20 protein-coding genes, 3 tRNA genes and 1 rRNA gene are annotated in these 23,809 nt (G+C 39.5%); 22 read left to right on the top strand and 2 right to left on the bottom strand.

Going from position 1 to position 23,809, the window contains the following annotated elements; translation table 11 throughout:
- The 8 genes from G585_RS0110200 to G585_RS17800 form a co-directional block, all read left to right on the top strand.
- Positions 1–124 (top strand): 23S ribosomal RNA (locus tag G585_RS0110200); the annotation flags it as partial.
- Positions 125–233: 109 nt separating this feature from the next.
- A tRNA-Asp gene (locus G585_RS0110190) sits at positions 234–307 on the top strand.
- A 29-nt stretch (positions 308–336) separates the two neighbouring features.
- Positions 337–409: transfer RNA gene (locus G585_RS0110185), tRNA-Val, on the top strand.
- Positions 410–435: 26 nt separating this feature from the next.
- Positions 436–508, top strand: a tRNA-Thr gene (locus G585_RS0110180).
- Positions 509–651: 143 nt separating this feature from the next.
- Positions 652–828: a hypothetical protein gene (locus G585_RS19530; protein WP_022774785.1), complete on the top strand. Its 177-nt coding sequence runs from the start codon at positions 652–654 to the stop codon at positions 826–828.
- A gap of 170 nt (positions 829–998) precedes the next feature.
- On the top strand, positions 999–2,741 hold the full coding sequence (locus G585_RS0110170; RefSeq protein WP_022774784.1) for an ABC transporter ATP-binding protein/permease: 1,743 nt from the start codon (positions 999–1,001) through the stop codon (positions 2,739–2,741).
- Complete coding sequence (locus G585_RS0110165) at positions 2,734–4,395, top strand: amino acid ABC transporter ATP-binding/permease protein (protein ID WP_022774783.1); 1,662 nt, start codon at positions 2,734–2,736, stop codon at positions 4,393–4,395. The genes G585_RS0110170 and G585_RS0110165 overlap by 8 nt, the downstream gene beginning before the upstream one ends.
- 103 nt (positions 4,396–4,498) lie before the next feature.
- Positions 4,499–4,906, top strand: a complete 408-nt coding sequence (locus G585_RS17800; RefSeq protein ID WP_155827803.1) for a MerR family transcriptional regulator — start codon at positions 4,499–4,501, stop codon at positions 4,904–4,906.
- Positions 4,907–4,957: 51 nt separating this feature from the next.
- Here the strand turns inward: G585_RS17800 and G585_RS0110155 are convergent, their stop codons facing one another.
- On the bottom strand, positions 4,958–5,953 hold the full coding sequence (locus G585_RS0110155; protein WP_022774780.1) for an asparaginase: 996 nt from the start codon (positions 5,951–5,953) through the stop codon (positions 4,958–4,960).
- 171 nt (positions 5,954–6,124) lie between these two features.
- Between G585_RS0110155 and G585_RS0110150 the strand changes: the two genes are divergently transcribed.
- From G585_RS0110150 to G585_RS17790, 10 genes are all read left to right on the top strand, one after another.
- On the top strand, positions 6,125–8,284 hold the full coding sequence (locus tag G585_RS0110150; RefSeq protein ID WP_022774779.1) for an ATP-dependent helicase: 2,160 nt from the start codon (positions 6,125–6,127) through the stop codon (positions 8,282–8,284).
- A gap of 234 nt (positions 8,285–8,518) precedes the next feature.
- Complete coding sequence (locus tag G585_RS0110145; protein WP_022774777.1) at positions 8,519–8,983, top strand: Hsp20/alpha crystallin family protein; 465 nt, start codon at positions 8,519–8,521, stop codon at positions 8,981–8,983.
- A gap of 153 nt (positions 8,984–9,136) precedes the next feature.
- Positions 9,137–10,354 (top strand): iron-containing alcohol dehydrogenase, encoded by a 1,218-nt coding sequence (locus tag G585_RS0110140; protein WP_022774776.1) that lies wholly within the window; start codon positions 9,137–9,139, stop codon positions 10,352–10,354.
- A 150-nt stretch (positions 10,355–10,504) separates the two neighbouring features.
- On the top strand, positions 10,505–11,374 hold the full coding sequence (locus G585_RS0110135) for a YitT family protein (protein WP_022774774.1): 870 nt from the start codon (positions 10,505–10,507) through the stop codon (positions 11,372–11,374).
- 91 nt (positions 11,375–11,465) lie between these two features.
- A complete protein-coding gene (locus G585_RS0110130) occupies positions 11,466–12,293 on the top strand; it encodes an exodeoxyribonuclease III (protein WP_022774773.1) in 828 nt (275 codons plus the stop codon).
- 63 nt (positions 12,294–12,356) lie between these two features.
- The gene (locus G585_RS0110125) at positions 12,357–13,118 is read left to right on the top strand and encodes a tRNA threonylcarbamoyladenosine dehydratase (RefSeq protein WP_022774772.1); all 762 of its coding nucleotides are present in this window, start codon (positions 12,357–12,359) and stop codon (positions 13,116–13,118) included.
- A gap of 32 nt (positions 13,119–13,150) precedes the next feature.
- Positions 13,151–14,782, top strand: a complete 1,632-nt coding sequence (locus tag G585_RS0110120; RefSeq protein WP_022774770.1) for a DUF3298 and DUF4163 domain-containing protein — start codon at positions 13,151–13,153, stop codon at positions 14,780–14,782.
- 55 nt (positions 14,783–14,837) lie between these two features.
- A complete protein-coding gene (locus tag G585_RS17795; protein WP_022774769.1) occupies positions 14,838–15,620 on the top strand; it encodes a biotin--[acetyl-CoA-carboxylase] ligase in 783 nt (260 codons plus the stop codon).
- A 100-nt stretch (positions 15,621–15,720) separates the two neighbouring features.
- The gene (locus G585_RS0110110; protein WP_022774768.1) at positions 15,721–16,284 is read left to right on the top strand and encodes a biotin transporter BioY; all 564 of its coding nucleotides are present in this window, start codon (positions 15,721–15,723) and stop codon (positions 16,282–16,284) included.
- A 170-nt stretch (positions 16,285–16,454) separates the two neighbouring features.
- The gene (locus G585_RS17790) at positions 16,455–17,555 is read left to right on the top strand and encodes an HAD family hydrolase (RefSeq protein ID WP_022774766.1); all 1,101 of its coding nucleotides are present in this window, start codon (positions 16,455–16,457) and stop codon (positions 17,553–17,555) included.
- Between the two features lie 33 nt (positions 17,556–17,588).
- Here the strand turns inward: G585_RS17790 and G585_RS0110100 are convergent, their stop codons facing one another.
- On the bottom strand, positions 17,589–18,614 hold the full coding sequence (locus tag G585_RS0110100; RefSeq protein ID WP_022774765.1) for a DUF2804 domain-containing protein: 1,026 nt from the start codon (positions 18,612–18,614) through the stop codon (positions 17,589–17,591).
- A 121-nt stretch (positions 18,615–18,735) separates the two neighbouring features.
- On the opposite strand from G585_RS0110100, the gene G585_RS0110095 reads away from it, so the two are divergent.
- From G585_RS0110095 to G585_RS0110080, 4 genes are all read left to right on the top strand, one after another.
- Entirely contained in the window at positions 18,736–20,142 is a 1,407-nt protein-coding gene (locus tag G585_RS0110095) for an aldehyde dehydrogenase family protein (RefSeq protein WP_022774764.1), read from the top strand.
- Between the two features lie 20 nt (positions 20,143–20,162).
- Positions 20,163–20,699 (top strand): histidine phosphatase family protein, encoded by a 537-nt coding sequence (locus G585_RS0110090; RefSeq protein ID WP_022774762.1) that lies wholly within the window; start codon positions 20,163–20,165, stop codon positions 20,697–20,699.
- Positions 20,686–21,717 carry an ArsR/SmtB family transcription factor gene (locus tag G585_RS0110085; protein ID WP_022774761.1) on the top strand — a complete coding sequence of 344 codons (1,032 nt, stop codon included), beginning with the start codon at positions 20,686–20,688 and terminating at the stop codon, positions 21,715–21,717. The genes G585_RS0110090 and G585_RS0110085 overlap by 14 nt, the downstream gene beginning before the upstream one ends.
- Before the next feature lie 319 nt (positions 21,718–22,036).
- Positions 22,037–23,809 carry a glycoside hydrolase family 2 protein gene (locus G585_RS0110080; protein ID WP_022774760.1) on the top strand — a complete coding sequence of 591 codons (1,773 nt, stop codon included), beginning with the start codon at positions 22,037–22,039 and terminating at the stop codon, positions 23,807–23,809.

Genomic DNA, 23,809 nt, shown 5'->3' with positions numbered 1-23,809 from the left:
CAAGATGAGATATCCCTGCTTCGGCAGTAAGACCCCTTGTAGAGTACGAGGTTAGATAGGCACAAGGTGTAAGCATGGTAACGTGTTCAGCTGATGTGTACTAATAGGTCGAGGGCTTATCCATAAAGGTAAGTATAGAGAATTGGATTTAGATAAATCAGTGTTCGGTTTTGAAGGTACAAAGAAAAAAGCACATGCATTGCATGTGTTTTGTGCTATAATAATAAAATGATGGCCCGGTGGCTCAGCTGGTTAGAGCGCCGCCCTGTCACGGCGGAGGTCAGGGGTTCGAACCCCCTCCGGGTCGCTCATCTTCATATTTAATTTATTTTGAACGGGATCTTAGCTCAGCTGGGAGAGCATCTGCCTTACAAGCAGAGGGTCACAGGTTCGAGCCCTGTAGGTCCCATTTTTTATTTCTTAATATTTGTATATGCCGATGTGGCTCAATTGGCAGAGCAGCTGATTTGTAATCAGCAGGTTAACGGTTCGAGTCCGCTCATCGGCTCTATAGAAAGCAGAAATCATAATTGGTTTCTGCTTTTTTATTGCATAAATTCGTAAAAAAATCACAAAGTATACAAGGTTTCGTCTTTAATTGATGCTAATGTACATGATGGGTACGAGAAATAAATGAAAAGAGGAATATATATGAAAAAAGAAGAATTTGTAAAGGTCTTGAATAATAGTGGTTATGAAGCAGAACTTACAGGAAGTGTTTTAACAATTGCTGTAGACAGTGTTGATGAAGTTTTTTCATTAAAACGATTTGCCAGAAATTGCGGTTATAATTACAGCTTTGGAGTAAGAGCAAAACACAAAAAATGAATTATTAATTAGGAAGTCGGCTTTTATTAGTCGACTTTTTTTATTGCAGATTTCATCTAGTATTATGTTACATTAGTTATATATGTGAATTGACTAATTCTTGAAACAATGCAACATAGAGCGATATACTGAATGCATTGAATTGATTTAATTAAACAAGAGGAATAAAAATGTTTGATAAAAGACTGATGAAGATGTGTCCGGAAAGCAAAAAATATATCATTGGAAACATTGTTTTTCAATGGGGTGAACTTTTTACTAATGCTGTAATGATAGGTGTTATTGGGGCATTTGTAGGAAAATTATATGAGAAAAAGCTAACGACTAATATGTTGATTAGTGGTATGATCATACTTTTGGGAGCGCTTATACTGCGTTGGCTGGCAAGCTATAGTGCTAACAGGATGAGCTATCTGGCTTCAAAGACTGTAAAAAGGGTTATGAGAGAGCAGATTTATAAAAAGCTACTGAAGTTGGGAAGTACGTATAGAGAACATGCTACCACAGCTGAACTGGTCCAGGAGTCTGTTGAAGGGGTTGAACAGCTTGAAAGCTATTTTGGTCAATATGTACCTCAGTTTTTCTACGCTTTTTTAGCGCCTATTACATTGTTCTTTATGTTCGGAATAGCAGGGAGCTTTAAGGTGGCTGCTATTCTTCTAATTTGTGTGCCACTTATTCCCGGAGCCATTATGATGGTTCAGAAAATAGCGAAAAAGCTACTTTCAAAGTATTGGGATCAGTACACAAAGCTAGGAAGCACTTTTCTTGAAAATCTTCAGGGAATGACGACTCTTAAAACTTATCAGGCAGATGCGTATAAAAACGATCAGATGAACGCAGAATCTGAGAACTTCAGGCTGGTAACAATGAAAGTTCTGACAATGCAGCTTAATTCAATTATAATCATGGACTTTTTTGCCTATGGAGGCGCAGCACTTGGAATAGCTATGGCAGGGAAATCATTTTTGGATGGAAAAATAGGACTTGCCTCTGTAGTTTTCATGATCCTTCTATCAGCGGACTTCTTTTTACCAATGAGGAGGCTTGGAAGCTACTTTCATGTGGCAATGAATGGAATGGCAGCAAGTGATAGGATATTCAGCTTTTTAGCAGAAAAAGAGCCTGATAGTAAAGTAAAAGATTTCCCACAGCAGTTATCTGAAATTTCTTTGAACAAGGTGAACTTCTCATATGATTCAGATAGAGAAGTTTTACATGATGTTTCAATGCGTATTAAAATGGGTGAATTTACTGGAATTGTTGGCGAAAGCGGAAGTGGTAAGTCTACAATTGCTTCACTGATCATGGGGAGAAATACTGTACTGGATGGTGAAGTTAATATTGGTGGAATAAACGTAAATGAAATAAACGAAGAGAAACTATTGAAGAATATTACCTATGTGGGCTTGGGAAGTGTTTTTTTCAAAGGAACAGTAAAAGAAAACCTTCTTGTTGCGAAGGAGAATGCAACAGAAAATGAGCTTTGGTCCGTACTTGAAGATTGTAATCTGGCAGACCTTTTTAGTGGAGAGAAAGGACTTGATACTATACTTACTGAGAATGCAGGCAATCTTTCCGGAGGGCAAAGGCAAAGACTTGCTCTTGCGAGGGCTCTTTTGCATGATTCAAGAGTGTATATCTTTGATGAGGCAACAAGTAATATAGATGTTGAAAGTGAAGAAGATATACTAAATGAGATAAAGAAACTGTCAAAGACAAAAACTATCATTATGATCACACACCGCCTTGCCAATGTTGAATCTGCGGACAGAATATTCTGTTTGGAGAGTGGCATGAAAAAGGGCGAAGGAAATCATGAACAGCTTCTTGATACGTGTCCGGAATATAGGCAGCTTTGGAATACGCAAAAAGAGCTGGAGGAATTTGAAAAGGAGGCTAAACATGAATAAAACAAGCAAAATCAAAGTGCTTTTAAGAATGCTCGTACTTGTAAAGCCTCTTACAGGGTTCATGGCACTGGCTGTTTGTTTAGGAACTTTTGGTTTTTTGACAGCACAGTTCATCCCGATTCTAGGCGGATATGCCGTTTTAACAGGGCTAGGGTACGACACAGGACTGAAATTTGGGACGATAGTGTTACTTCTTGTTTTGTTTGCACTGTTACGGGCTGTTTTCAGATTTTCAGAGCAAAGGACTAATCATTATATAGCCTTTACACTGCTTGCAATCATAAGGGACAAAGTTTTTAAAGCTCTTAGAAGACTATGTCCGGCAAAGCTCGAGGGCAGAGATAATGGGGATTTGATTTCTCTTATCACTTCTGATGTTGAACTGCTTGAGGTTTTTTATGCGCACACCATTTCTCCAATATGTATTGCGATAATAACAGAGATGATCATGTGTTTTTTCATAGGAAGTTTCCATCCGATGCTCGGATTTGTGGCATTGGCAGCATTTATGATTGTCGGAGTGGTTTTGCCGCTCTTGATCTCAAAAAGAAGTGGATCATTAGGGGATGAGCTGCGCGGTGAATCAGGAGAGCTGTCTGCGCACATGCTTGAAAGTATTCGGGGAATTGATGAGATACAGCAGTATCATCATGGGGATAGCAGGTTAAAAGAAATATCGGATAAGACAAACGCTTTGTCTTTAAAGCAGAGTGTATTAAATAAACTTACAGGAACAAATATAGCGCTTGCCAATACTCTAATCTGGCTATCTGATATTGTTATGTTATGTGTCTGTTATTACCTTTACTTTTCAGGAGAGATAGGATTTGATGGATTTTTGATCCCAATGATTGCTCTTATGTCATCTTTTGGACCTGTAACTGCGCTTTCAGCGCTGGGAACAACTATCCAAAGTACTGTAGCGTCGGGAGCCAGGGTACTAGCTATAATAGATGAGAAACCGGAAACAGAAGATATCTTTGGGTATGAAGACATTTCTTTTGAAGGGGCTAAAGCTGATAAAGTTTCGTTCTCATACGAAGATGAAATTGTACTCGATGATATTTCAATGGACATAAATAATAATGAAATTGTTGGAATAGTTGGCCCCAGTGGATGTGGGAAATCTACATTACTTAAGCTCTTTATGAGGTTCTGGATGACAAAAGAGGGACAGATCAGCATTTCAGGTAAGAATGTAGAAAAAATAAACACTGCCAACCTACGAGATATTGAGAGCTATATGACTCAGGAAACACAGATTTTCAAGGATACTATTGCAGGAAATATCCGTATTGGAAAGCTGGATGCTTCTGATGAAGAAGTGGTGGAGGCCTGTAAGAGGGCATCTATCCATGATTTTATTATGACTTTGCCGAAAGGATATGATACAGAAGTTGGCGAATTGGGTAGCACTCTTTCGGGAGGTGAGAGGCAGAGGATCGGGCTTGCGCGAGCATTTTTACATGATGCCCCATTTATGCTTCTCGATGAACCTACAAGTAGCCTTGATAGTCTTAATGAAGCCATTATATTGAAGGCGCTAAAAGAGTATGCCAAGAACAAAGCGGTGCTCATAGTATCACATAGACCATCTACAATGTGCATTGCTGACAGAACGATTTCAATGGAGCCAGCGCACAGAATGGTATAATAATGCAAAACAGTGATGTATAGGCTTTTTCTATTGTGACTCTAATGATATAATTATCGTGAAAGCGATAATAATGCATATTTATTATGCAGAAAGAAATAATATGGAGTTAAAAAACTGCTCGACATGTCATAGGGTTTTCCAATATCCCGGCTATGGGTATATTTTGTGCCCGGAATGTCGTCGAACAGACGAGGCACAGTTTCAGCTTGTTAAGAAATTCTTAGATCAGTACCCTGGTGCGGAAGGAAAAGAAGTATTTTTAGCTACAGGAGTTCCAATAAACACTTTGATCAAGTGGGTGCGCGAAGGGCGGTTGATTTCATCTAATGCGGTGAATCTTGGCGCTGTCTGCGATATTTGTGGTAAGCCTGTATGCACGGGAAAGCTTTGCCCTGAGTGTAAAAAAGACATAGTAAAACAATTTAAAGAATCAGAAGCTGAAGATATAGAAAAAGTAGAAAAGATAATTCCAAAATCACACGATAAAGGAATGAAATTCTTGCATTAATTAAACCCAGGTAACGGAAATAAATCACTAACTCCGTTACCTGGTTCTTTTTTATTTATTGATCTCACCTGCGATATTGATTGAGTAATAGTCTCTAATTTCTGAAGGATTTTCTGTCATTCCAAGAATCCACATGAGTTTTGTTAATGCGGCTTCACTTGTCATGTCGTGAGCCTGAAGTGCACCTATTTCAAGAGATCTTTTGCCGGTCTCATAAACGTCCATCTTTGAGCCTTCATAAGGACATTGAGTTCCAATAACGACTGTTATTCCATTATTGATCAACTTCTCTATAGTACTGATAAAATCGTGGTTTAAAAAAGGAAGACCACCGATTCCGTAGGCTTCGATATAGATGCCTTTATAGCCCTGTTCAGCCAGAGATTCCAAAAGGCTTCTGTGCATTCCAGGGAACATTTTTAGCATACATACCTTTGTAGAGTAGGAATCTGATAAATGGAAAACCCCGTTTCTTACAGGAACAGCTTTTTCATCGATGCTCATACCAAGTGAACTGATAGTTGCCACATTAGGGTAATTGATACTTTCAAAAGCATCAAAACTTAGTGATCTGACTTTCGATGCTCTGCAGCCAAGCATTACCTTTCTGTTAAAGGCAACAAAAACACCGGGAATACCGCTTGCAGCCATGTGGATGGCGCATCGGCAGTTTTCCATCGCATCAGCGACAGGATTGGTAATAGAAAGCTGTGATCCTGTCACAACTACAGGAATATTTATGTTCCTGAGCATAAATGAAAGCATGGAAGAAGTGTAAGCCATGGTATCAGTGCCATGAATTACAACAATTCCGTCATGGTAATTTCTAACTTCACTTATTCGTCTGGCAAGTTTTGCCCAATCCTCAGGGAAGATATTTGCACTGTCTAAAGAGCAGAAATCTTCAATCTCAAGTGTTGTATCCCCTGAAACCATGTGAAGCTCTTTCTGCATATCTATAGTAGTAAGTCCCGGTGCCAAACCATTTTCTTTCATGACTGAAGATAAGGTTCCGCCTGTATTTATAATGAGAATGTTTTTACTCAAGATGTAATCTCCTTTAGTAATGAAATCATTGATTATTACAACATACAAATCGGAGTCTGGCAAGGTGCTTAGGTGATAAAAAAATCTGTTGCAAAATCGAACAGCTGTTCTTATAATGAACTCAGTGTAGTATACGTCGAATTTGTTTGCAAAAGTATGTGGGAGCATGTAATGTTGGAACTTTTAGATAATCTCAATGAAGCTCAGAAAGAGGCTGTAACAACTACAGAAGGGTATATGCGTGTTATAGCAGGCGCAGGTAGTGGGAAGACGAAAGCTCTTTCTACACGCTTTGCATATCTTGTTAATGGTCTTGGTATTATGCCGGGGCATATTCTTTGCGTGACTTTTACGAATAAATCGGCTAATGAAATGAGACAGAGGATCCATGCCCTTACAGGGGACAATGATACTGGATATATCAATACTTTCCATGGTTTTTGCGTTTCAATCCTTCAGGAGGATTCACACGCTGTTCAGTATCCCAAGAATTTCCTTGTTCTGGATAATTCAGATATCGATGACATTCTTAAGATAATATATGAAGAGAGAGGGCTGTCACTTCGTGATATGACCTTTAGTTCAGCAAGGGACATGTTCGAGATCAGGAAGTTATTTGAAGAGCCTGAGTATTATCTTGATATGCTTACAATGCCCCTAGAGACACTTAAGGACAAATATGACAAGGCAACTACGGTAAAAGACATCCTGTTTTACGGGTACCTCTATCAGGAGAAAAAGTGCTTCGGCCTTGATTATAACGATCTTATAAAGTTTTCTCTTTATATTTTTAAAGAGAATCCGGATATAAAGCTTAAGTGGCAAAAAAGACTTGAATATATCATGATTGATGAGTTTCAGGATATTGACAGTTTGCAGTATGAGCTCATGGAGGTTTTGGCTGGATATCATAAAAATCTTTTTATTGTAGGGGATCCTGACCAGACAATTTATTCCTGGAGAGGGGCTAATGTTAAGTATCTGCTTGATTTTGACAAGAATTTTCCTGATGTTAAGACCATTATGATGAATGACAACTACAGGTCAACACCTCAGATATTGTCTGCAGTTAATTCGCTGATCGATAAGAACAGATTCAGGATAAAAAAAGATCTCGTTCCAACAATTACTGATGGTGAAAGTGTTTTGTGCCACCTGGCACCTAATACTTCTGATGAAGCAGACTGGATAACCGGCGAAATACTTGCTCTTAAGGGATATGGGGTTAAATATAGCGATATTACTATTCTATACAGAGCTCACTATGTAACCAGAACTGTGGAAGAGGGGCTCATGAAGGAAAAGATTCCTTACACAATATATTCCGGCGTTCAGTTCTTTGGAAGAGCAGAAATCAAGGATGCATTATGTTATCTGAGAATGCTGGTTTACAGAGACGATATTTCTTTTCGCCGTATTGCAAATGTCCCCAAAAGGAATCTTGGAAAAAGACGCATGAGCTTTTTAGAGCAATACGCAGCTGATAATAGATGCTCATTGTACATGGCTTTGAATGAAAATCTTGAAAATGAATTGTTTAAGGGGACAAAGGCCAGGCAGTTTATAGAACTTATAGAGCACTTTTCTGAGAGTTATGAAGGACTTCCGGTGTCTGAAGTTCTCGCTAAGATCTTAAATGACAGCGGTTATGAAGCAATGCTTAGAACAGAAGGAGCACAGGAGAGGCTTGATAATCTCGCTGAGCTTAAACAGTCAGTTTTTGAATATGAGACAACCTGCGGTGAGGAAGTAGGGCTTGAGGACTATCTGAAGCATATAGCTCTTTTTACCAATGCTGATTCTGATGCGGGTGAGCAGGACAAGGTAAGGCTTATGACTGTGCATGCAGCTAAAGGCCTTGAATTTCCGTATGTCTTTTTGTGTGGCATGAACGAGGGAATATTCCCATCGAGAAAGGTCCACACACTTGAGGGTATGGAAGAGGAGAGGCGCCTTGCTTTCGTTGCCATGACCAGAGCGAAAAAGAGACTGTTTATATCCGAAGCAGGAGGCAATACATTTGAAGGCATTCCTCGCTATCCTTCGAGATTTATCATGGACATAGACAGAGATTTGCTTGAATTTACTCAAAAGCCTGATGAGAACATGATGACAGCTGTTCGCAAGTTTATAGACAATGATTCCAGGCATTTAAAGGGTGCTTCAAAGCTCAATCTTCTTGAGAAAGGGCAAAGAGTTCATCATGCGATCCTTGGAGCCGGGACAATACTTGATATAAACATTGATGAAGAGAGCTATCTTATCAAGTTCGATGAGATGGAGACTCCAAGGCAGATTGCGATGAAGGTAAATCTTAGACCAGCAAATTAAGGCAGATAAAACAGGTTATTTATCCGATAGGTTAAATTTGTAATGTTTTATGCAATATCTTTTTATCCAAATTAGCACTCTCTGTTGACGAGTGCTAATCGTGGTGTTATAGTATCTATAGAACAAAGGAACAGAGAAGACCGTTAGGACTTTAAGATTCCAATGATCCAAACCCTCCGTCCCAATGCTCATTTACAAATAATCAATTGTTTATGTGCAAAGGAGGTAATTATTATGTTAGCACCTAGTATTTTTGAAGAGAACTTTATGGATGATCTGTTTGGATTCCCGTATATGAAGGAATTCGATAACATGGAGCGCGGTCTTGAACGTAAGCTCTACGGCAGAAAAGCTTCAAGGATGATGAAGACAGACATCAGAGAAAAAGATGACAATTATGAAGTTTCTATTGATCTTCCGGGCTTCAAAAAAGAAGAAATAACAGTAGAGCTTGACAAGGGTTATCTGACGATCAGTGCGTCTAAGGGCATGGATCACGATGATAATGACAAAAAGGGCAAACTCATCCGTCAGGAGAGATACGCAGGATCAATGACCAGAAGCTTCTACATTGGCGAGAATGTACAGAAAGAAGATGTTGAGGCAACCTACAGACATGGTGTTCTTACTCTGACAGTACCTAAGAAGGCTATGGAAAAGACTCTTCCAGAAAAAAATCTGATAGCGATTGAGGGATAATATTTAACAGTTAGTAGTACGAATCCCCGGCACTCATATAGTGCCGGGGATTTTTTATGCCATATCGAATATTTCTTGTATATAATTACGGCAAAGTGTATAATTAAAGACGGGTTACGTTATTTTTTTAACATTATAAAGGAGGTATTTCAGATGTCACGTTTTACACTGCCCAGAGATGTTTACCACGGTAAGGGAGCTTTAGAGGCTCTTAAGACACTGGAAGGTAAGAGAGCTATTGTTTGTGTTGGTGGAAGCTCAATGAAAAAGGGCGGCTTTCTTCAGAAGGTAGAGGACTATCTTAAAGAAGCCGGCATGGAAGTTGAACTTTTTGAAGGAATTGAACCTGATCCTTCAGTAGAGACAGTTATGAAGGGTGCTGAGGCTATGCAGAAGTTCCAACCTGACTGGATTGTTGCTATAGGTGGAGGTTCACCTATCGATGCAGCAAAGGCTATGTGGATCAAGTACGAGTATCCTGAGACCACATTTGAGGATATGTGCAAGGTATTTGGACTTCCAAAGCTTAGAACAAAGGCTCATTTCTGTGCTATTCCTTCTACTTCAGGAACAGCTACAGAGGTTACAGCTTTTTCAATTATCACTGACTATCAGAAAGGAATCAAATATCCTATAGCTGATTTCGAGATTACACCGGATATTGCCATTGTTGATCCTGAGCTCACTCATACAATGCCTGTTAAGCTTGTTGCTCATACCGGTATGGATGCGATAACGCATGCTATTGAAGCATACGTATCTACAGCTAACTGTGAGTATACTGATGCTTTGGCGATTCATGCAATTGAGCTTATCCAGAATACCCTTGTAAAGTCCTACAATGGAGATATGGATGCAAGGGATACAATGCATGATGCTCAGTGCCTTGCAGGTATGGCATTCTCTAACGCGCTCCTTGGTATAGTTCATTCTATGGCGCACAAGACCGGTGCTGTATTTGCAGATAAGGGTGCTCATATTATTCACGGAGCAGCTAATGCTATGTATCTTCCTAAGGTAATTGCCTTTAATGCAAAGGACCCTACAGCTAAAAAGAGATACGGTGTGATTGCTGATTATATGAAGCTTGGCGGATCAAGTGACGATGAGAAGGTTAAGCTTCTTATTGATTACCTTCGCAAGATGAATGATGACCTCAACATTCCACACTGCATTAAGCACTATGGGGCTGATGGACTTCCGGCAGAGGAAGGTTTTGTTTCTGAGGAAGTATTCAATGAGCGACTTCATGACATAGCAGCCAATGCTATACTTGATGCATGTACAGGCTCTAATCCTCGACAGCCTAGCCAGGAAGAAATGGAGAAGCTTCTTAAGTGCTGCTATTATGATACAGAGGTGGATTTCTGATAAAAATGATGTAAGGGTTTTATGCTGATAATAAGCGCTGAAATAAGGGGAGCAGGAGACTGCTTCCCTTTTTACTGTTTGAAATATAAGGTTTTAAGTATATAATTCTATATGCTGAAAATTTTGTAGAAAAAGGTTGGAAATATCTAAATGAAAAGGTTTGCACTTATAAAAGAAATACTTATTTTGACAGTGGCGACAACAATCATCGGAGCTGCTGTTTTCTTTTTCCTTATGCCAAGTCATGCAACAGTGAGCAGTATAGCCGGATTATCCATTGTTTTAACTAACTTTGTTCCGCTTCCGGTTTCCGTGATAACCATGATACTGAATGTATTTCTTTTGATAATAGGTTTTATAACCTGTGGTCCTGAGTTTGGATATAAGACAGTATATACATCAATCCTGCTTCCTGTGGTGATCGGCATATTTGAAAGAGCTTTTCCTAATTTCGTGTCTTTTACAGGGGATGCGACACTAGATGTTTTGTGCTACATCTTTTTTGTGAGTATCGGAATCGCGATTCTTTTTAACAGAAACGCTTCCTCAGGGGGATTGGATATTGTCGCCAAAATCCTGAACAAATACTTAAGGATTGACCTTGGAAAGGCAATGTCAGCTGCAGGGCTGTGTGTTGCAGCGTCTTCAATACTTGTTTATGATTCCAAGACACTGCTTCTTAGTATATTGGGAACATATTTCAACGGAGTGATCCTTGATCATTTCATTTTTGACCAGAAGCTTAAGAGAAGAGTATGTATTGTTTCGCCCTTTGAGAAGGATATTCGAGAGTTTATCCTGAACGAACTTCACAGTGGAGCTAGTATCTATAAAGCAATCGGTGCTTATCGCATGCAGGAACATGATGAGATCATTACTATCGTTGATAAAAACGAATTCCAGAAACTGATGGCTTTTATAGATAAAGTTGATCCGCAGGCTTTTGTTACAGTGTATAAGGTCAGTGAGATGCAGTACAGATCAAAATCAATGCCGGAGAGGATTTTCGGAGAGCTGTGAGTTTGGCATAGTTGCCAGACCGGTTGAGACAATGGATATGAATTCATGTATAATGAAACATGATGTATTTAATTAGAAAAGGAGTCAATTTATGAAATTTATTTCCTGGAACATAGATTCAATTAATGCTGCTCTTACCGGCACAAGTCCTCGCTCAGATTTAAGTAGACAGGTTTTGGATACAATAACCAAGGAAAATGCTGATATTATTGCCATTCAGGAGACCAAGCTTCCGGAAGCAGGCATGAATTCCAAACAGGAAGAGGCTTTGAAAGCATATTTTCCTGATTATGACTATGTATATGTTAGTTCCAGAGAGCCTGCAAGAAAGGGATATGCAGGAACTATGGCACTTTACAAAAAAGATATCAAGGTAGTAGCAAGCTTTCCTGAAATAGGCGCCCCTGACACAATGGATAGCGAGGGAAGAATGATCACCCTGGAGCATGACAAGTTCTTTTTTAACCTGGTATATACACCTAATGCAGGAGACGGCTTAAAAAGACTAAAAGAGCGACAGGAGTGGGATGTTCAGTACACTAAATATCTGAAATCTCTCGATGAGGTTAAGCCGGTTATCTCCTGTGGAGATTATAACGTGGCCCACGAGGAGATAGACCTTGCAAATCCAGACAGTAATCATATGTCAGCAGGATTTACGGATGAAGAAAGAGCTGGTTTTACTAATCTTTTAAATGCCGGATTTGTTGATACATTCAGGTTCATACATGGAGACATTCCAAATGTGTACTCCTGGTGGGCTCAGCGCATCAAGACAAGTAAGATCAATAATTCAGGCTGGAGAATTGACTATTTCCTTGTCAGCGACAGGATAAAAGATAAGGTTACAAGGTCAGATATGTTGGATTCCGGGGCAAGGCAGGATCATACACCAATTGCTCTTGAGATCGAACTGTAAGATGGAATTTGACGATATTATAAGTTTTGAAGGTAAACAGAGCTTTAGGAAGGTTGTGTTTTAATGTTAGATCAGTTTTCAAGAACTCAGTTATTATATGGCGCGGAAGCTATGGAAAAACTTGCTTCTGCTCGAGTTGCTGTTTTTGGAGTAGGTGGAGTTGGCGGTTATGTAGTTGAGGCTCTTGCCAGAAGCGGAGTAGGTGCACTTGACCTCATTGATAATGATGAGGTTTGCGCTTCAAATCTCAACAGGCAGATAATCGCAACAACAAAGACCATTGGAAAATACAAGGTTGATGTGGCAGAGGAAAGAATTCATGATATAAATCCTAATTGCATAGTCAGGACCTATAAAACATTCTTTTTACCTGAGACAAAGGACCAGTTCAATTTTAGCGATTATGATTATGTTGTGGATGCAATTGATACTGTTACCGGAAAGCTTACTATCATAGAAATGGCAAAAGAGGCAAACATCCCGGTTATATCTTCAATGGGAGCAGGAAATAAGATAAATCCTGCGATGTTTGAAGTTGCTGATATATATGAGACCTCCATATGCCCGCTTGCCAAGGTAATGCGACATGAGTGTAAAAAAAGAGGAATCAGAGATCTAAAGGTTGTGTATTCAAAGGAAAAGCCAATACATCCACAGGCAGATACTTCAAAGAGTAAAAATGATAACAACACCGTTTCTCAGGAAACAACAGGAAGAGATTCCAAACGCAGGGCGATTCCGGGTTCAACGGCATTTGTTCCTTCTGTAGTAGGACTCATCATCGCCGGTGAAATCATAAATGATATTACAGGAATAAAAAGATAACCATTATTACTGGTTAAAAGGGGAGATATGTTATGAAAAATAAAAAAGCAGTTGCTATTTTTATGCTGGCATCTGTATGCCTTAGCGCATGTACAAGTGTAGGAAATAATTCGGATGATGGCGGGAATGGAGTTACTTCCGAATCAATTGAAAGTAGCGAAGGAGCGGAAAAAACATCTGAAACAACTGTAAATACCGGCTATCCAATCACACTCGTTAATCATGCTGTTACATCAAGTAATGAAGAAAGAGAATTATGTACCGGAAGCTATACAGAGATTGTTTTATCTGACGAGTATAAAGAAAAGTATCCCAAATTGGCCGAATATTTTGCCAGCTACAATGACAATATCAGCTACGAAATACCCGAGAGGGTTTCGGAGTATGCCTCATGGGCACTTGAAGATACATTTTATGAAAATGTAGCGTATTTCGAAGAGAATAATGTGACCATTGAAAGGCTTGATGATCGCTTATTTTCAATGACAGAGTCCTTTGAAGAATTCTCAGGAGGGGCACACCCTAATCACGGTGCCAGCTCTATAAATCTTGATCCCGTAACGGGTCAGATGTTAAGACTCGATCAGGTGCTTAATGATAGTTCTGTTCTTTCAGAAGCTATAAGAACAGAACTTGAAAAGGCTTATCCGGGTATCATGGAAGAAGTGGATAGTTTTTATTATCAGGGCGAGGACGAAGACCCGGATCAGTTTGTACAGAAGCTAAAGGATGATACTTATACCTGGAGCATAGATGCATCAGGTCTTAGAATACATTTTTCAGCATATGAAATCGCATCTTATGCTGCCGGAGATTTTGATATTGTTTTATCTGTAAAAGATTATCCAAACCTCATTCAGCCGGCTTTTCAGATGAGTGAAGTGCAGGATATGACAAAGATCGTGACAAGGACTGATGCAGAAACTATCAAGGTTGAACCAAAGGAAAGTGAAACAATCCCTGATAGCGTTAAAATAGCAAACCCTACATGGAAGAGCTACAAGGCTGAAGGTGTAGTTGCGGGTACTGACCATATCACTCTTACTAAGACAAAAGAGGAAAAAACAGATTTCCTTGATACAGAAGTGTGGGCAGAAAAGCACGGATTTATGCAGGAAGGCCTTACTCATGAGGATGAAAATTATTTTTACTCAGGGGTAAATGAAGTATCGTATGGTAATACATTCCAGGGGCTTCAGATCTACGATACTAATATGGAAAAGATGTATTACAATTTTGATCTTTCAGAGCTTTGTGATGGTCCGGATTATGAGGAAGAGAGGGTATCAGCCCAGAATCAGTTCATCAGATATGCTACAGTAGTTGATAACATTCTTTATGCTGAGCTTGGACACTGGGGATACGCCTCAGAAGAGCCATGGTCCAGTTATATCGTAGCTATCGATGTTAACACAAACGAGCTTTTATTCAGAAGTGAGCCGCTTGTTGCCAATGCATGGAACTTTAAAGTGGTTGGAGATACAATAATCTGCGGTTACGGCTTTACTTCAGAGCCTGATTATATCTACCTTCTAGACAGATTCACAGGAGAAAAATACGAGACTATACCTGTTAATTCTGCAGCTGATCAGTTCCAGGTTGTTGATGATACGCTATATGTTGCTACATACAACACTGCATATGAATTCAGTATTTCACGATGATTTGGCAACAGCAGTGTTTTGACGTTCATAAGAGTGATTAAGATTGAGTCCAAATATGAGTACATCTGAGCGAGTTTTGTTTATACTTGAATCCAATAAAGATAACTATACATCCGGAGAAGAAATGGCAAAGCAGTGCAGCGTTTCCAGAAATGCAGTGTGGAAAGCCATAAAGGATCTTCGGGAGAAGGGATACAATATTGAGGCGGTCAGCAACAAGGGCTATAGGCTCGCAGATAATAATGACATTATTTCTGCCGAGGGTATAAAAGCCGAACTACCGGAGAATTATACTAAGGCTGCGATATTGGTGTATGACAGCTTGAAATCTACCAGTGATAAGGCAAAAGAGCTTGCTATGGCAGGAGCACCACATGGAACAGTCATAGTAGCTGCGACACAGACCGGCGGAAGGGGCAGAAAGGACCATTCATTCTTTTCTCCAGAGGGCGGACTGTACATGAGCATTGTTTTAAAGCCGGAGTTTTTGTTTAGTACAGATAGTAAAGAAGTTACTTCTTTTACCGGTAGGGCTGTAATAGACGCCATTAGGGAGCTTTCGGGCATAGAAGCCTATATCGGAGGAATCAATGACCTTTATGTCGAGGGCAAAAAAATATGCGGCATTTTGCTGGAGTCTGGCAGTGAATTTGACAGTAATACTCTCCAGTGGATAGTTGCCGGAATAGGAATTAACTTTGACTCTGATATAAGTGAATTCCCTGAAGATGTAAAAGAGAGAGCGTCTAGTTTGTTTGAGGCCGGGAAGGCAACAATTACAAAAAATGCGCTCATAGCAAAAATAATTGAGAAAATAATAGATTGTCAACCAAGATAGTATAATTGGTTGACAATCTATTTTTGGTGTGGTACCTTCATATAAGCGTTTTGGATTGTGAATTCACGTAATTAGATTATAGTTGGAGGACTAAGACATCATGAGTAATGCAGAAGTAGTTAAAACACGAGAAAATTCAAAAGTATTGGATATGGTATACATAGCAATCAGCGCAGCGCTGATAGCTATATGCTCCTGGATAAGCATTCCAACAGCAGTTCCATTTACACTTCAGACATTTGCTGTATTTTTTGTGCTTCTTTTGCTTGGGGGCGAAAGGGGAACAATAGCAACTTTAGTATATGTGCTTCTTGGAGCTGTTGGAGTACCTGTTTTTGCCGGCTTTAGTGGAGGAATCGGAATCCTTCTTGGAAGCACAGGCGGATATATCATTGGATTTTTATTTGTAGGTCTTATTTACATATTATTTGAGAAAATCTTTAAGAAGAATACTGTTATGAAGATTGTAGCACTTGTTCTTGGACTTGCAGTTTGCTACGCATTTGGAACAGCATGGTTCATGCATGTTTATATCAAGAACAGTGGAGAGGTAGGACTTCTTACAGTACTTGGTTGGTGTGTATTCCCATTTATCATTCCTGATCTTATCAAGATGGCACTTGCTGTAGTTGTAGCAAAGAGAATCGAGCCTGTGATCAAGTAATAAAATAATAATTGATGATTTATTAAGAAAGTGTTGAGGCAAAATATGCTGCAACACTTTCTTTTTTTCTTTTTCATTCGTATAAAATAGCATAGCTTGCAATTATCATTTTCACGTTTTGAAATGATTGATATAATGTTATTATCACTTCATGATAAAGGAGAATAATTATGAAAAAGAGAAGCAGATTAAAGGTATTATCCATGCTGTTGGTAATGATAATGATATTTGTTTGTGCAGGAATAACCGGATGTGGCAGTCCAAAAGGTAAGGCTCTTAACCAGTATTGGTCAGAGAATTCGGAAGCAGCAGAGAGCCTTAGAAATTATGTAGCGATGGTTACCAATGAAAAAGATAAGGAGCATTTCATTCCTGTAGAGGATAGAATTGCTGTTTTTGATATGGATGGAACTCTGACTTGTGAAACATTCTATACATATTATGACACCATGATGTTTATCAATTACTGTCTGACAGATTATCCTGAAAAAGTATCAGATGAGCTGAAAGCAGCCGCCGCAGAAATCAGACCCGGATACACAGCAGGTGAAGAGCTTGCGAGAAACTTCGCTAAAGCGTATGCAGGTATGACTATTCAGGAATTATACGATTATGCTGTTGAGTTTGGACAGAAGAATACAGACAGCTTCCAAAATATGAGATACATTGATGGTTTCTACCTTCCGATGGTGGAAGTAGTAAAATATCTCTACGATAACGGCTTTACTATCTATGTTGTAAGTGGAACAGAGCGAACAACATCACGTGCCATTATAGCTAATTCACCAATTAGTGAGTATGTTTCACCGGCGCATGTTATTGGAACTGAGTTTGAAGTTAAGCAAAGGGGTAACGAGGATGTTCCCTCAAATATGGACTATAAATACTCCGATGGCGATGACCTGGTATATACAGGAGAATTCATCCAGAAAAATCTTAATTCCAACAAAGTAATCTACATAGAAAGAGAGATTGGAGTTCGTCCGGTTCTTGCCTTTGGAAACAGTGGCAGTGATACAAGTATGATGAATTATGTTCTTGATAAGAGAAACCCATATCCATCTCAGGCTTACATGGTTGTAGCTGATGACGATGTACGTGAGTGGGGCAAGCAGGACTGGACTGAGAAATCTGCTGAATACAGAGAACAGGGCTACGTACCAATTTCAATGAAAAATGACTTTTTGAATATCTACCCAGATACAATTAAGCGGTCAGAAGTACAGTTCGTAGAGCCAGATGTGCAGGAAGAAGGAGAGGGAGCTGCATAAAATGGCCCGGAGGGACGGGGTTAGTGGTTCATTTTAGTACTTGTTATGCACTTTTTCAGCAAAACACATGATATTTTTAACATTGATTTCCGTGCCATCATCAAGAATGGCAGTACCACTCATTCTACCAAAAACCTGGTGCTGGTCTGAAACGATGATTTTGTAATCAAGACATGCTGCTCGGTCCAGAACAGGGACAAAATCCATTTCAAAACGGCCATCTGATGACGTGAATTTCCAAGGCTCCATATAGCTGTTTTCTGGGATATGGAATGTGATATCATCGAGTTTGTGGGCTTTTCCATTGTAAAAAATGATATTTTCAGTTGCGGCTTTGGTATTTCCAAAGCCGTAACCTATATTGAAACCAAAGGAGTTACCATCTATATCAGCATTGCCTGATCCCCAGTGCCATGTATTGTCATAGGTCCAAACACCTCGTCCCCAATCAAGAGTGCCAAAGTCTGTGGAGGGGTTGAATTCATATTTTTTTCCATTAAACTCCATAAAGCCTGACGCGCGCATGCAGTTTATCTTTTGATTATAGTAAAATGCGTGCTTTTTATCCCAAGGAGTGGCAATTACCATAGAATCCATTGGTGGCTGCGCAAGGGTAATGTCACAGGCAAAAGTTTTTCCTTCAAAAAAGTTCTCAAAATGGCATGTGATATGTCTTTTACCATCATTGGCTTCAAATTTCATCTGAAGCCTCTCATCTTCATAAAGGGTTACACCGGATTCGGAAGATGAAGGGAGCGCGAGCTTTCCCATAGGAAATGCGTTAAGTACGGTTTCTGTGTGTTCCCATGGATTGTCTCCAAATTCAAGGAGCGAAACGGATTGCAGACCAATGTAGCCATCATCAGAAATTGTGAAGGCACCGGCAAAAGAATCTGATAAAACCAGATAATAATCCCACTCTTTAATGCGCCACTTGGGAGCCTTTATCATTGCTCTGTCATATTTTTGCAAAAGAGATCTTGACCAGCCCGGCTCTGTCAGTTCACCGTCAGGCCCCAGAAGTGGATGAACAGTTGTAACCTCATGATTTCTCCCCATAATCCCCTCCGTTTTCACGATTATTATTGATTGATATAATAATATTATCACTCGCTGAGTTTTTTTAATATACTGCGTGATACATTTTCGTTAAGGGGCTAGCTCATAAGGAGGGCAGGTTATGTATACAGAAGCCGAGGTAAAAAGGATAGTAGAAGCACAGAGAGAGTTCTTTAGATCGGGTAAGACTTTGAACATGGATTTTAGAGTAAGGCAGCTTCAAAGATTGAAAAAATTGATACTGGAACATAGAACTGATATAGAAGATGCTCTTTATAATGACCTTGGACGTACCCCTCTTGAGGCCTATTTTTGCGATGTTGGAAGCCTTGTGCTTGAAATTAATGAGACAATACGAGGCATTAGAAACTGGGTAAAGCCGGAGACACATTTTAGTGGAATTCACTGTTTTCCAAGCGTTATTACTAAGGTTTATAAGATGCCTTATGGAGTATCGCTTATCATCAGTCCGTTCAATTTTCCGTTCATGCTGTCAATTGGCGTTTTGATCGCAAGTATAGCAGGTGGAAATACTGCAGTTATAAAGGCAAGCTCCAAGTCAACTTCCAGCACAGCTCTTTTGAAAAAGATGATAGCTGAAATCTTTCCGGAAAAATATGTGACAGTACTGGATGGCGGCCATGATGTTGCGGATATGTGCCTGGCACAGCGGTTTGACAAGATATTTTACACAGGATCTCCGAAAGTTGGAGCTCATGTACTCTCAGAGGCTGCAAAAAATCTGACGTCAACTGCTCTTGAACTCGGAGGAGAAACAGGAAACTGGTGCATTATCAGGAAAGATGCAGACTTAAAGGATGCTGCAAGAAAAATTGCATTTTTTAAACTCTTAAATTCCGGCCAGATATGCACGAATATAAACCAGATTGCCGTTGCTGAGGAAGTCAGTGACGAATTTGTCCGTGAACTGAAAAAGGCTTTTTCTAAGCAAATAGGTGACGATCCGCTCAATAATCCTGAATATCCGCACCTGATAGGCAGAGCTGCCTATGACAAGTGCGCAGGCATAGTAGATTACTATAGTGAAAGAGTTGTATATGGCGGAAAAGGTGATGCCAGCTCTTTTAAATACGAACCCACTATAATATATCCTGTAGAAATTGATGAAGAATTAGTTCAAAAAGAGCTTTTCTGTCCGATTCTTCCTGTAGTAAAATACAAAGACAGTGCGATCAGGGATGTTTTAAATACAATTTCCGAAAGAGAGCATGGACTTACACTCTATATCTTTACGCGCAATGTGGACTGGGCAAAAAAAGTTATGCAGAGGATGCAGTTTGGCGGTGGATGTATTAACGAAGTATGTCTTCACATGATGGTCAAGGGCGTTCCGTTTAATGGTGTAGGTCACTCCGGCATGGGAGCATATCATGGCAAATGGGGATTTGACGAATTTACGCATCCAACGACAGTTCTTATAGGTGCTACAAAAGGGAATCTGTCGATGCGAGAGCACCCTTACGGAAAAAGTTGGAAAAGAGCACTAATAGAGCTCTTCGAGAGATAAGAACATAAAAGGGAAAAAGAATGGATCATTTTTACTTTGTAAGACACGGTGAGACTGTGTGGAATGTAGAAAACAAAATTTGCGGAGCAACTGACATAGAACTCACTGAAAGAGGACATCAGCAGGCTATAGAGACAGGCCATAAAATACTGGAAATGGGAATTAAGGCGGATATTATACTTACATCGCCTCTTATCAGGGCAAAAGAAACTGCAAGGCACATCTCAGAGATAACGGGAATTCCTATGGAGGTTGAGCAGCGCCTCATAGAGCAAAACTATGGAATATGGGAATCCACTCCTCGCGATGGCAAAGAATTCCATGAAGCCAAAAAAGACATGGCAAGCCGCTTTGGAACAGGGGAATCCATGCTTCAGATGGCACAGAGAATCTATAACCTTATTGATGATGTAAAAAAGAGCGACAAAGAGTGCATTCTTGTGGCGCATAATGGAATAGTCAGGATTGTTGAGTCGTATTTTAGAGACATGAATAATGAGGAGTTTTCCTGCTTCGGTATTAAAAACTGCGAAGTTAAGAGGTATGAATTTATTTGATTTCTTTTTACAAACGCCGGTTTATGATAAACTCAATAAGGAAAAGAGTTTGTTTTTACTAAAATATTCAACAGGGGAAGCCAGAATAATGAAGCAGGAAGTAGTCTTAAATTTAAATGATGTAGATGAAGTTACAAGTATATCCAAGGCTCTTTCGTCCAAAATACGTATTGAAATACTGCAGCTTTTGGATAATCATGCGTTAAATATCAGTAATATAGCTGAAAAGCTTGATATACCTGTGTCCACCGCTGCGTTGCAGATAAAAGTTCTTGAGGAGGCAGGCCTTGTTGTTTCTGAACCACTTCCCGGCATAAGAGGATCGCAAAAAGTGAGCGGGATCAAAGTGAAGTCGGTTCATATAGATATAAAGGCCGGCCAAGATGATGCTCCATCAAACAGAATGGTTAGAATCTCCATGCCGATCGGCAATTATTCAGACTGCAGTATAGCCGCACCTTGTGGGATTTCATCTGACAAGAATGCTATTTCTCATGATGATGATATTGAGGCATTCTACCTCCCTGAGAGAACAACAGCACAGATCATATGGTTTTATAAGGGCTACCTGGAATATAGATTTCCGAAAAGACATGTGAATGAGCATGGAGAGATCCGAAGTATTGAGTTCTCTTTTGAAGCGTGTTCAGAAGCTCCTGGCTACGATAACAATTGGCCTTCAGATATTACAATTTGGATAAATGGTATTGAAATCGGGGGATTCAGGAGTGAAGGAGATTATGGCGGAAGGAGAGGAAAGCTTAATCCTGACTGGTGGCCAGATATTCTTACTCAGTACGGTAAACTATATAAAGTTTATGTAGATGATGAGGGGTGCTATATTTCAGGAGAGCGTATTTCTTCAGAAACAGTAAAGACCCTTGGAATTGATAAGGGAAGCTTTGTTAGTTTCAAGATTGGAGTAAAAGATTCTTCCAGATATGTAGGAGGCATAAATTTATTTGGGGACCATTTCGGTGATTATGGCCAGAACATAGAGATGAGGCTTAATTACTGAGAATAACTATAAGTTCATATTTGATATCAAAAGAGAATGTCGCTTGCGGCGTTCTTTTTTTGTTTATTTATTACATAAAATATGTAATTGTTAATAACATAGAAATTGTAATAAATAACTTGTGCATGTTGTCAAAATGTACAAAAACATATTGACATAGGCTGATACAGTAGGTAAAATCGACATCAACAAACATGCTTAATTACATAAAAGATGTAATAAATGTTAAAACAGCTCTTGCGAACGGAATATAAATTACAGATATTATGTAATTAAGAACACAGCAGTGAATAATAACTATATAAAGAGGACGTGTGGCATGAAAAAAAGTATTCCAAGAAGCGAATATCCGAGACCGGATTTTGTGCGGGATTCATTTCAAAGTCTTAATGGTGAGTGGGAGTTTGCCTTTGATGATAAAAATCTGGGACTATCAGAGAAATGGTACAACAGCTCTTTTGAAGGATATGATAAAAAAATCATTGTTCCATACACTTACCTTTGTGAATTGTCAGGCATAAATGATCAGGACTTTCACGATATTGTGTGGTACAGAAAGAAAACTGTGATCGAAAGAAAATTAAAGAACGGAAGGCTCTTGCTTCATTTTGGAGCAATTGATCATGAGGCAGATATATGGATTGATTCGTACCATGTTTGTCATCATGAAGGAGGGAACACTCCTATTGATATCGATATCACTGATGTGATAGCAGAATCTGACGAGCATGAGATTACTGTAAGGGCATTTGATGATTCTTTTGACTTTGAGATGACCAGGGGAAAACAGTTCTGGGAGAAAAAATCCAGTGGAATCTTCTATACGAGGACAGTTGGTATATGGCAAAGCGTATGGATTGAAGAGGTACCGCCGGTCTATATAAGAGAAACAAAAATAACACCTGATCTTGATGAAAGAATGATAGAGATTGAATTAAACATTGCCGGAGGAAAAAAGGCAAAGGTAGCTGTAAGCATTAGTTTAAAGGGCGAGCTGCTTTTGGCAGATGAAATCGAGATCATAAATGGAAAAACAAAAGTAAAGTATTGGTTGGACTCAGCGATAACGCTGGATTGGCATCATCAGGAGAGTTGGATATGGTGCCCCGAGAATCCGGTACTGTTTGATATCGAATATGCTCTGATAAATCAGAATGATGAAAGTTTAACAGATAAAGTAAATTCATACTTTGCCTTTAGAAAAATAAGTATCCATAAAGGAAAAATCCTTTTAAATAACAGACCTTATACCATGAAAATGCTATTGGACCAGGGATATTTCAGAAAGGGCCTTTTAACAGCACCTACTGATGATGATATCAGGAATGATATTGAGTCTGCCAAAAAGATGGGCTTTAACGGAGTGCGCAAGCATCAGAAAGTTGAAGATCCAAGATTCCTTTATTGGGCAGATAAGCTTGGACTGTTAGTGTGGGGGGAAGGACCAAGCTCTTATGAATACTCAAGGCTTGCAGTTGAAAGACATACAAAAGAGTGGCTTGAGATATTGAAACGTGATTATAACCATCCGTGCATAGTTGCCTGGGTTCCACTCAATGAATCCTGGGGCGTACATGAAATTCTGGACAGAGAGGATGAACAGGCACATTCCTTAGGACTTTACTATCTGATCAAGTCCATAGACAGGACAAGACCGGTAATATCCAACGATGGATGGACACACACCAAGTCAGATATCATAACTATCCATGATTACAGTGGATGCAGGCAGGAACTGGAAAACAGATATTCTGAAATTGGCAACATAATAAAAGAGTTTCCGGGTGGGCATGCTCTTTTTGCAAAAGGATATGAGTATCATGGGGAACCTATCATGGTTACTGAATTTGGAGGAATATCATTCTGCAAGGATGGAACTGAAGGATGGGGATATTCCACAGCGGAAAATGAGGATGATTTTCTAAATAGATTCAGAGATGTGGTTGAGCCTCTTCTTGATTCGGAAAATGTTCAGGGTTATGTCTACACTCAGCTGACGGATGTCGAGCAGGAGATAAACGGCCTTATGACTTATGACAGGGACTTTAAGGTGAATCCGGATAAGATAAAAGAGATTAATAGAACTTTCTAG

Source organism: Butyrivibrio sp. AE2015 (assembly GCF_000420825.1).
Taxonomy (GTDB): domain Bacteria; phylum Bacillota; class Clostridia; order Lachnospirales; family Lachnospiraceae; genus Butyrivibrio.
The sequence above is the reverse complement of the archived record's forward strand: the minus strand, read 5'-3'. Positions and strand labels throughout refer to the sequence as shown.

Bases quoted from the DNA above. Each gene is read 5' to 3' on its own strand.
- G585_RS19530 (WP_022774785.1), top strand. From the start codon at position 652: ATGAAAAAAGAAGAATTTGTAAAGGTCTTGAATAATAGTGGTTATGAA.
- G585_RS0110170 (WP_022774784.1), top strand. From the start codon at position 999: ATGTTTGATAAAAGACTGATGAAGATGTGTCCGGAAAGCAAAAAATAT.
- G585_RS0110165 (WP_022774783.1), top strand. From the start codon at position 2,734: ATGAATAAAACAAGCAAAATCAAAGTGCTTTTAAGAATGCTCGTACTT.
- G585_RS17800 (WP_155827803.1), top strand. From the start codon at position 4,499: ATGGAGTTAAAAAACTGCTCGACATGTCATAGGGTTTTCCAATATCCC.
- G585_RS0110150 (WP_022774779.1), top strand. From the start codon at position 6,125: ATGTTGGAACTTTTAGATAATCTCAATGAAGCTCAGAAAGAGGCTGTA.
- G585_RS0110145 (WP_022774777.1), top strand. From the start codon at position 8,519: ATGTTAGCACCTAGTATTTTTGAAGAGAACTTTATGGATGATCTGTTT.
- G585_RS0110140 (WP_022774776.1), top strand. From the start codon at position 9,137: ATGTCACGTTTTACACTGCCCAGAGATGTTTACCACGGTAAGGGAGCT.
- G585_RS0110135 (WP_022774774.1), top strand. From the start codon at position 10,505: ATGAAAAGGTTTGCACTTATAAAAGAAATACTTATTTTGACAGTGGCG.
- G585_RS0110130 (WP_022774773.1), top strand. From the start codon at position 11,466: ATGAAATTTATTTCCTGGAACATAGATTCAATTAATGCTGCTCTTACC.
- G585_RS0110125 (WP_022774772.1), top strand. From the start codon at position 12,357: ATGTTAGATCAGTTTTCAAGAACTCAGTTATTATATGGCGCGGAAGCT.
- G585_RS0110120 (WP_022774770.1), top strand. From the start codon at position 13,151: ATGAAAAATAAAAAAGCAGTTGCTATTTTTATGCTGGCATCTGTATGC.
- G585_RS17795 (WP_022774769.1), top strand. From the start codon at position 14,838: ATGAGTACATCTGAGCGAGTTTTGTTTATACTTGAATCCAATAAAGAT.
- G585_RS0110110 (WP_022774768.1), top strand. From the start codon at position 15,721: ATGAGTAATGCAGAAGTAGTTAAAACACGAGAAAATTCAAAAGTATTG.
- G585_RS17790 (WP_022774766.1), top strand. From the start codon at position 16,455: ATGAAAAAGAGAAGCAGATTAAAGGTATTATCCATGCTGTTGGTAATG.
- G585_RS0110100 (WP_022774765.1), bottom strand. From the start codon at position 18,614: ATGGGGAGAAATCATGAGGTTACAACTGTTCATCCACTTCTGGGGCCT.
- G585_RS0110095 (WP_022774764.1), top strand. From the start codon at position 18,736: ATGTATACAGAAGCCGAGGTAAAAAGGATAGTAGAAGCACAGAGAGAG.
- G585_RS0110090 (WP_022774762.1), top strand. From the start codon at position 20,163: ATGGATCATTTTTACTTTGTAAGACACGGTGAGACTGTGTGGAATGTA.
- G585_RS0110085 (WP_022774761.1), top strand. From the start codon at position 20,686: ATGAATTTATTTGATTTCTTTTTACAAACGCCGGTTTATGATAAACTC.
- G585_RS0110080 (WP_022774760.1), top strand. From the start codon at position 22,037: ATGAAAAAAAGTATTCCAAGAAGCGAATATCCGAGACCGGATTTTGTG.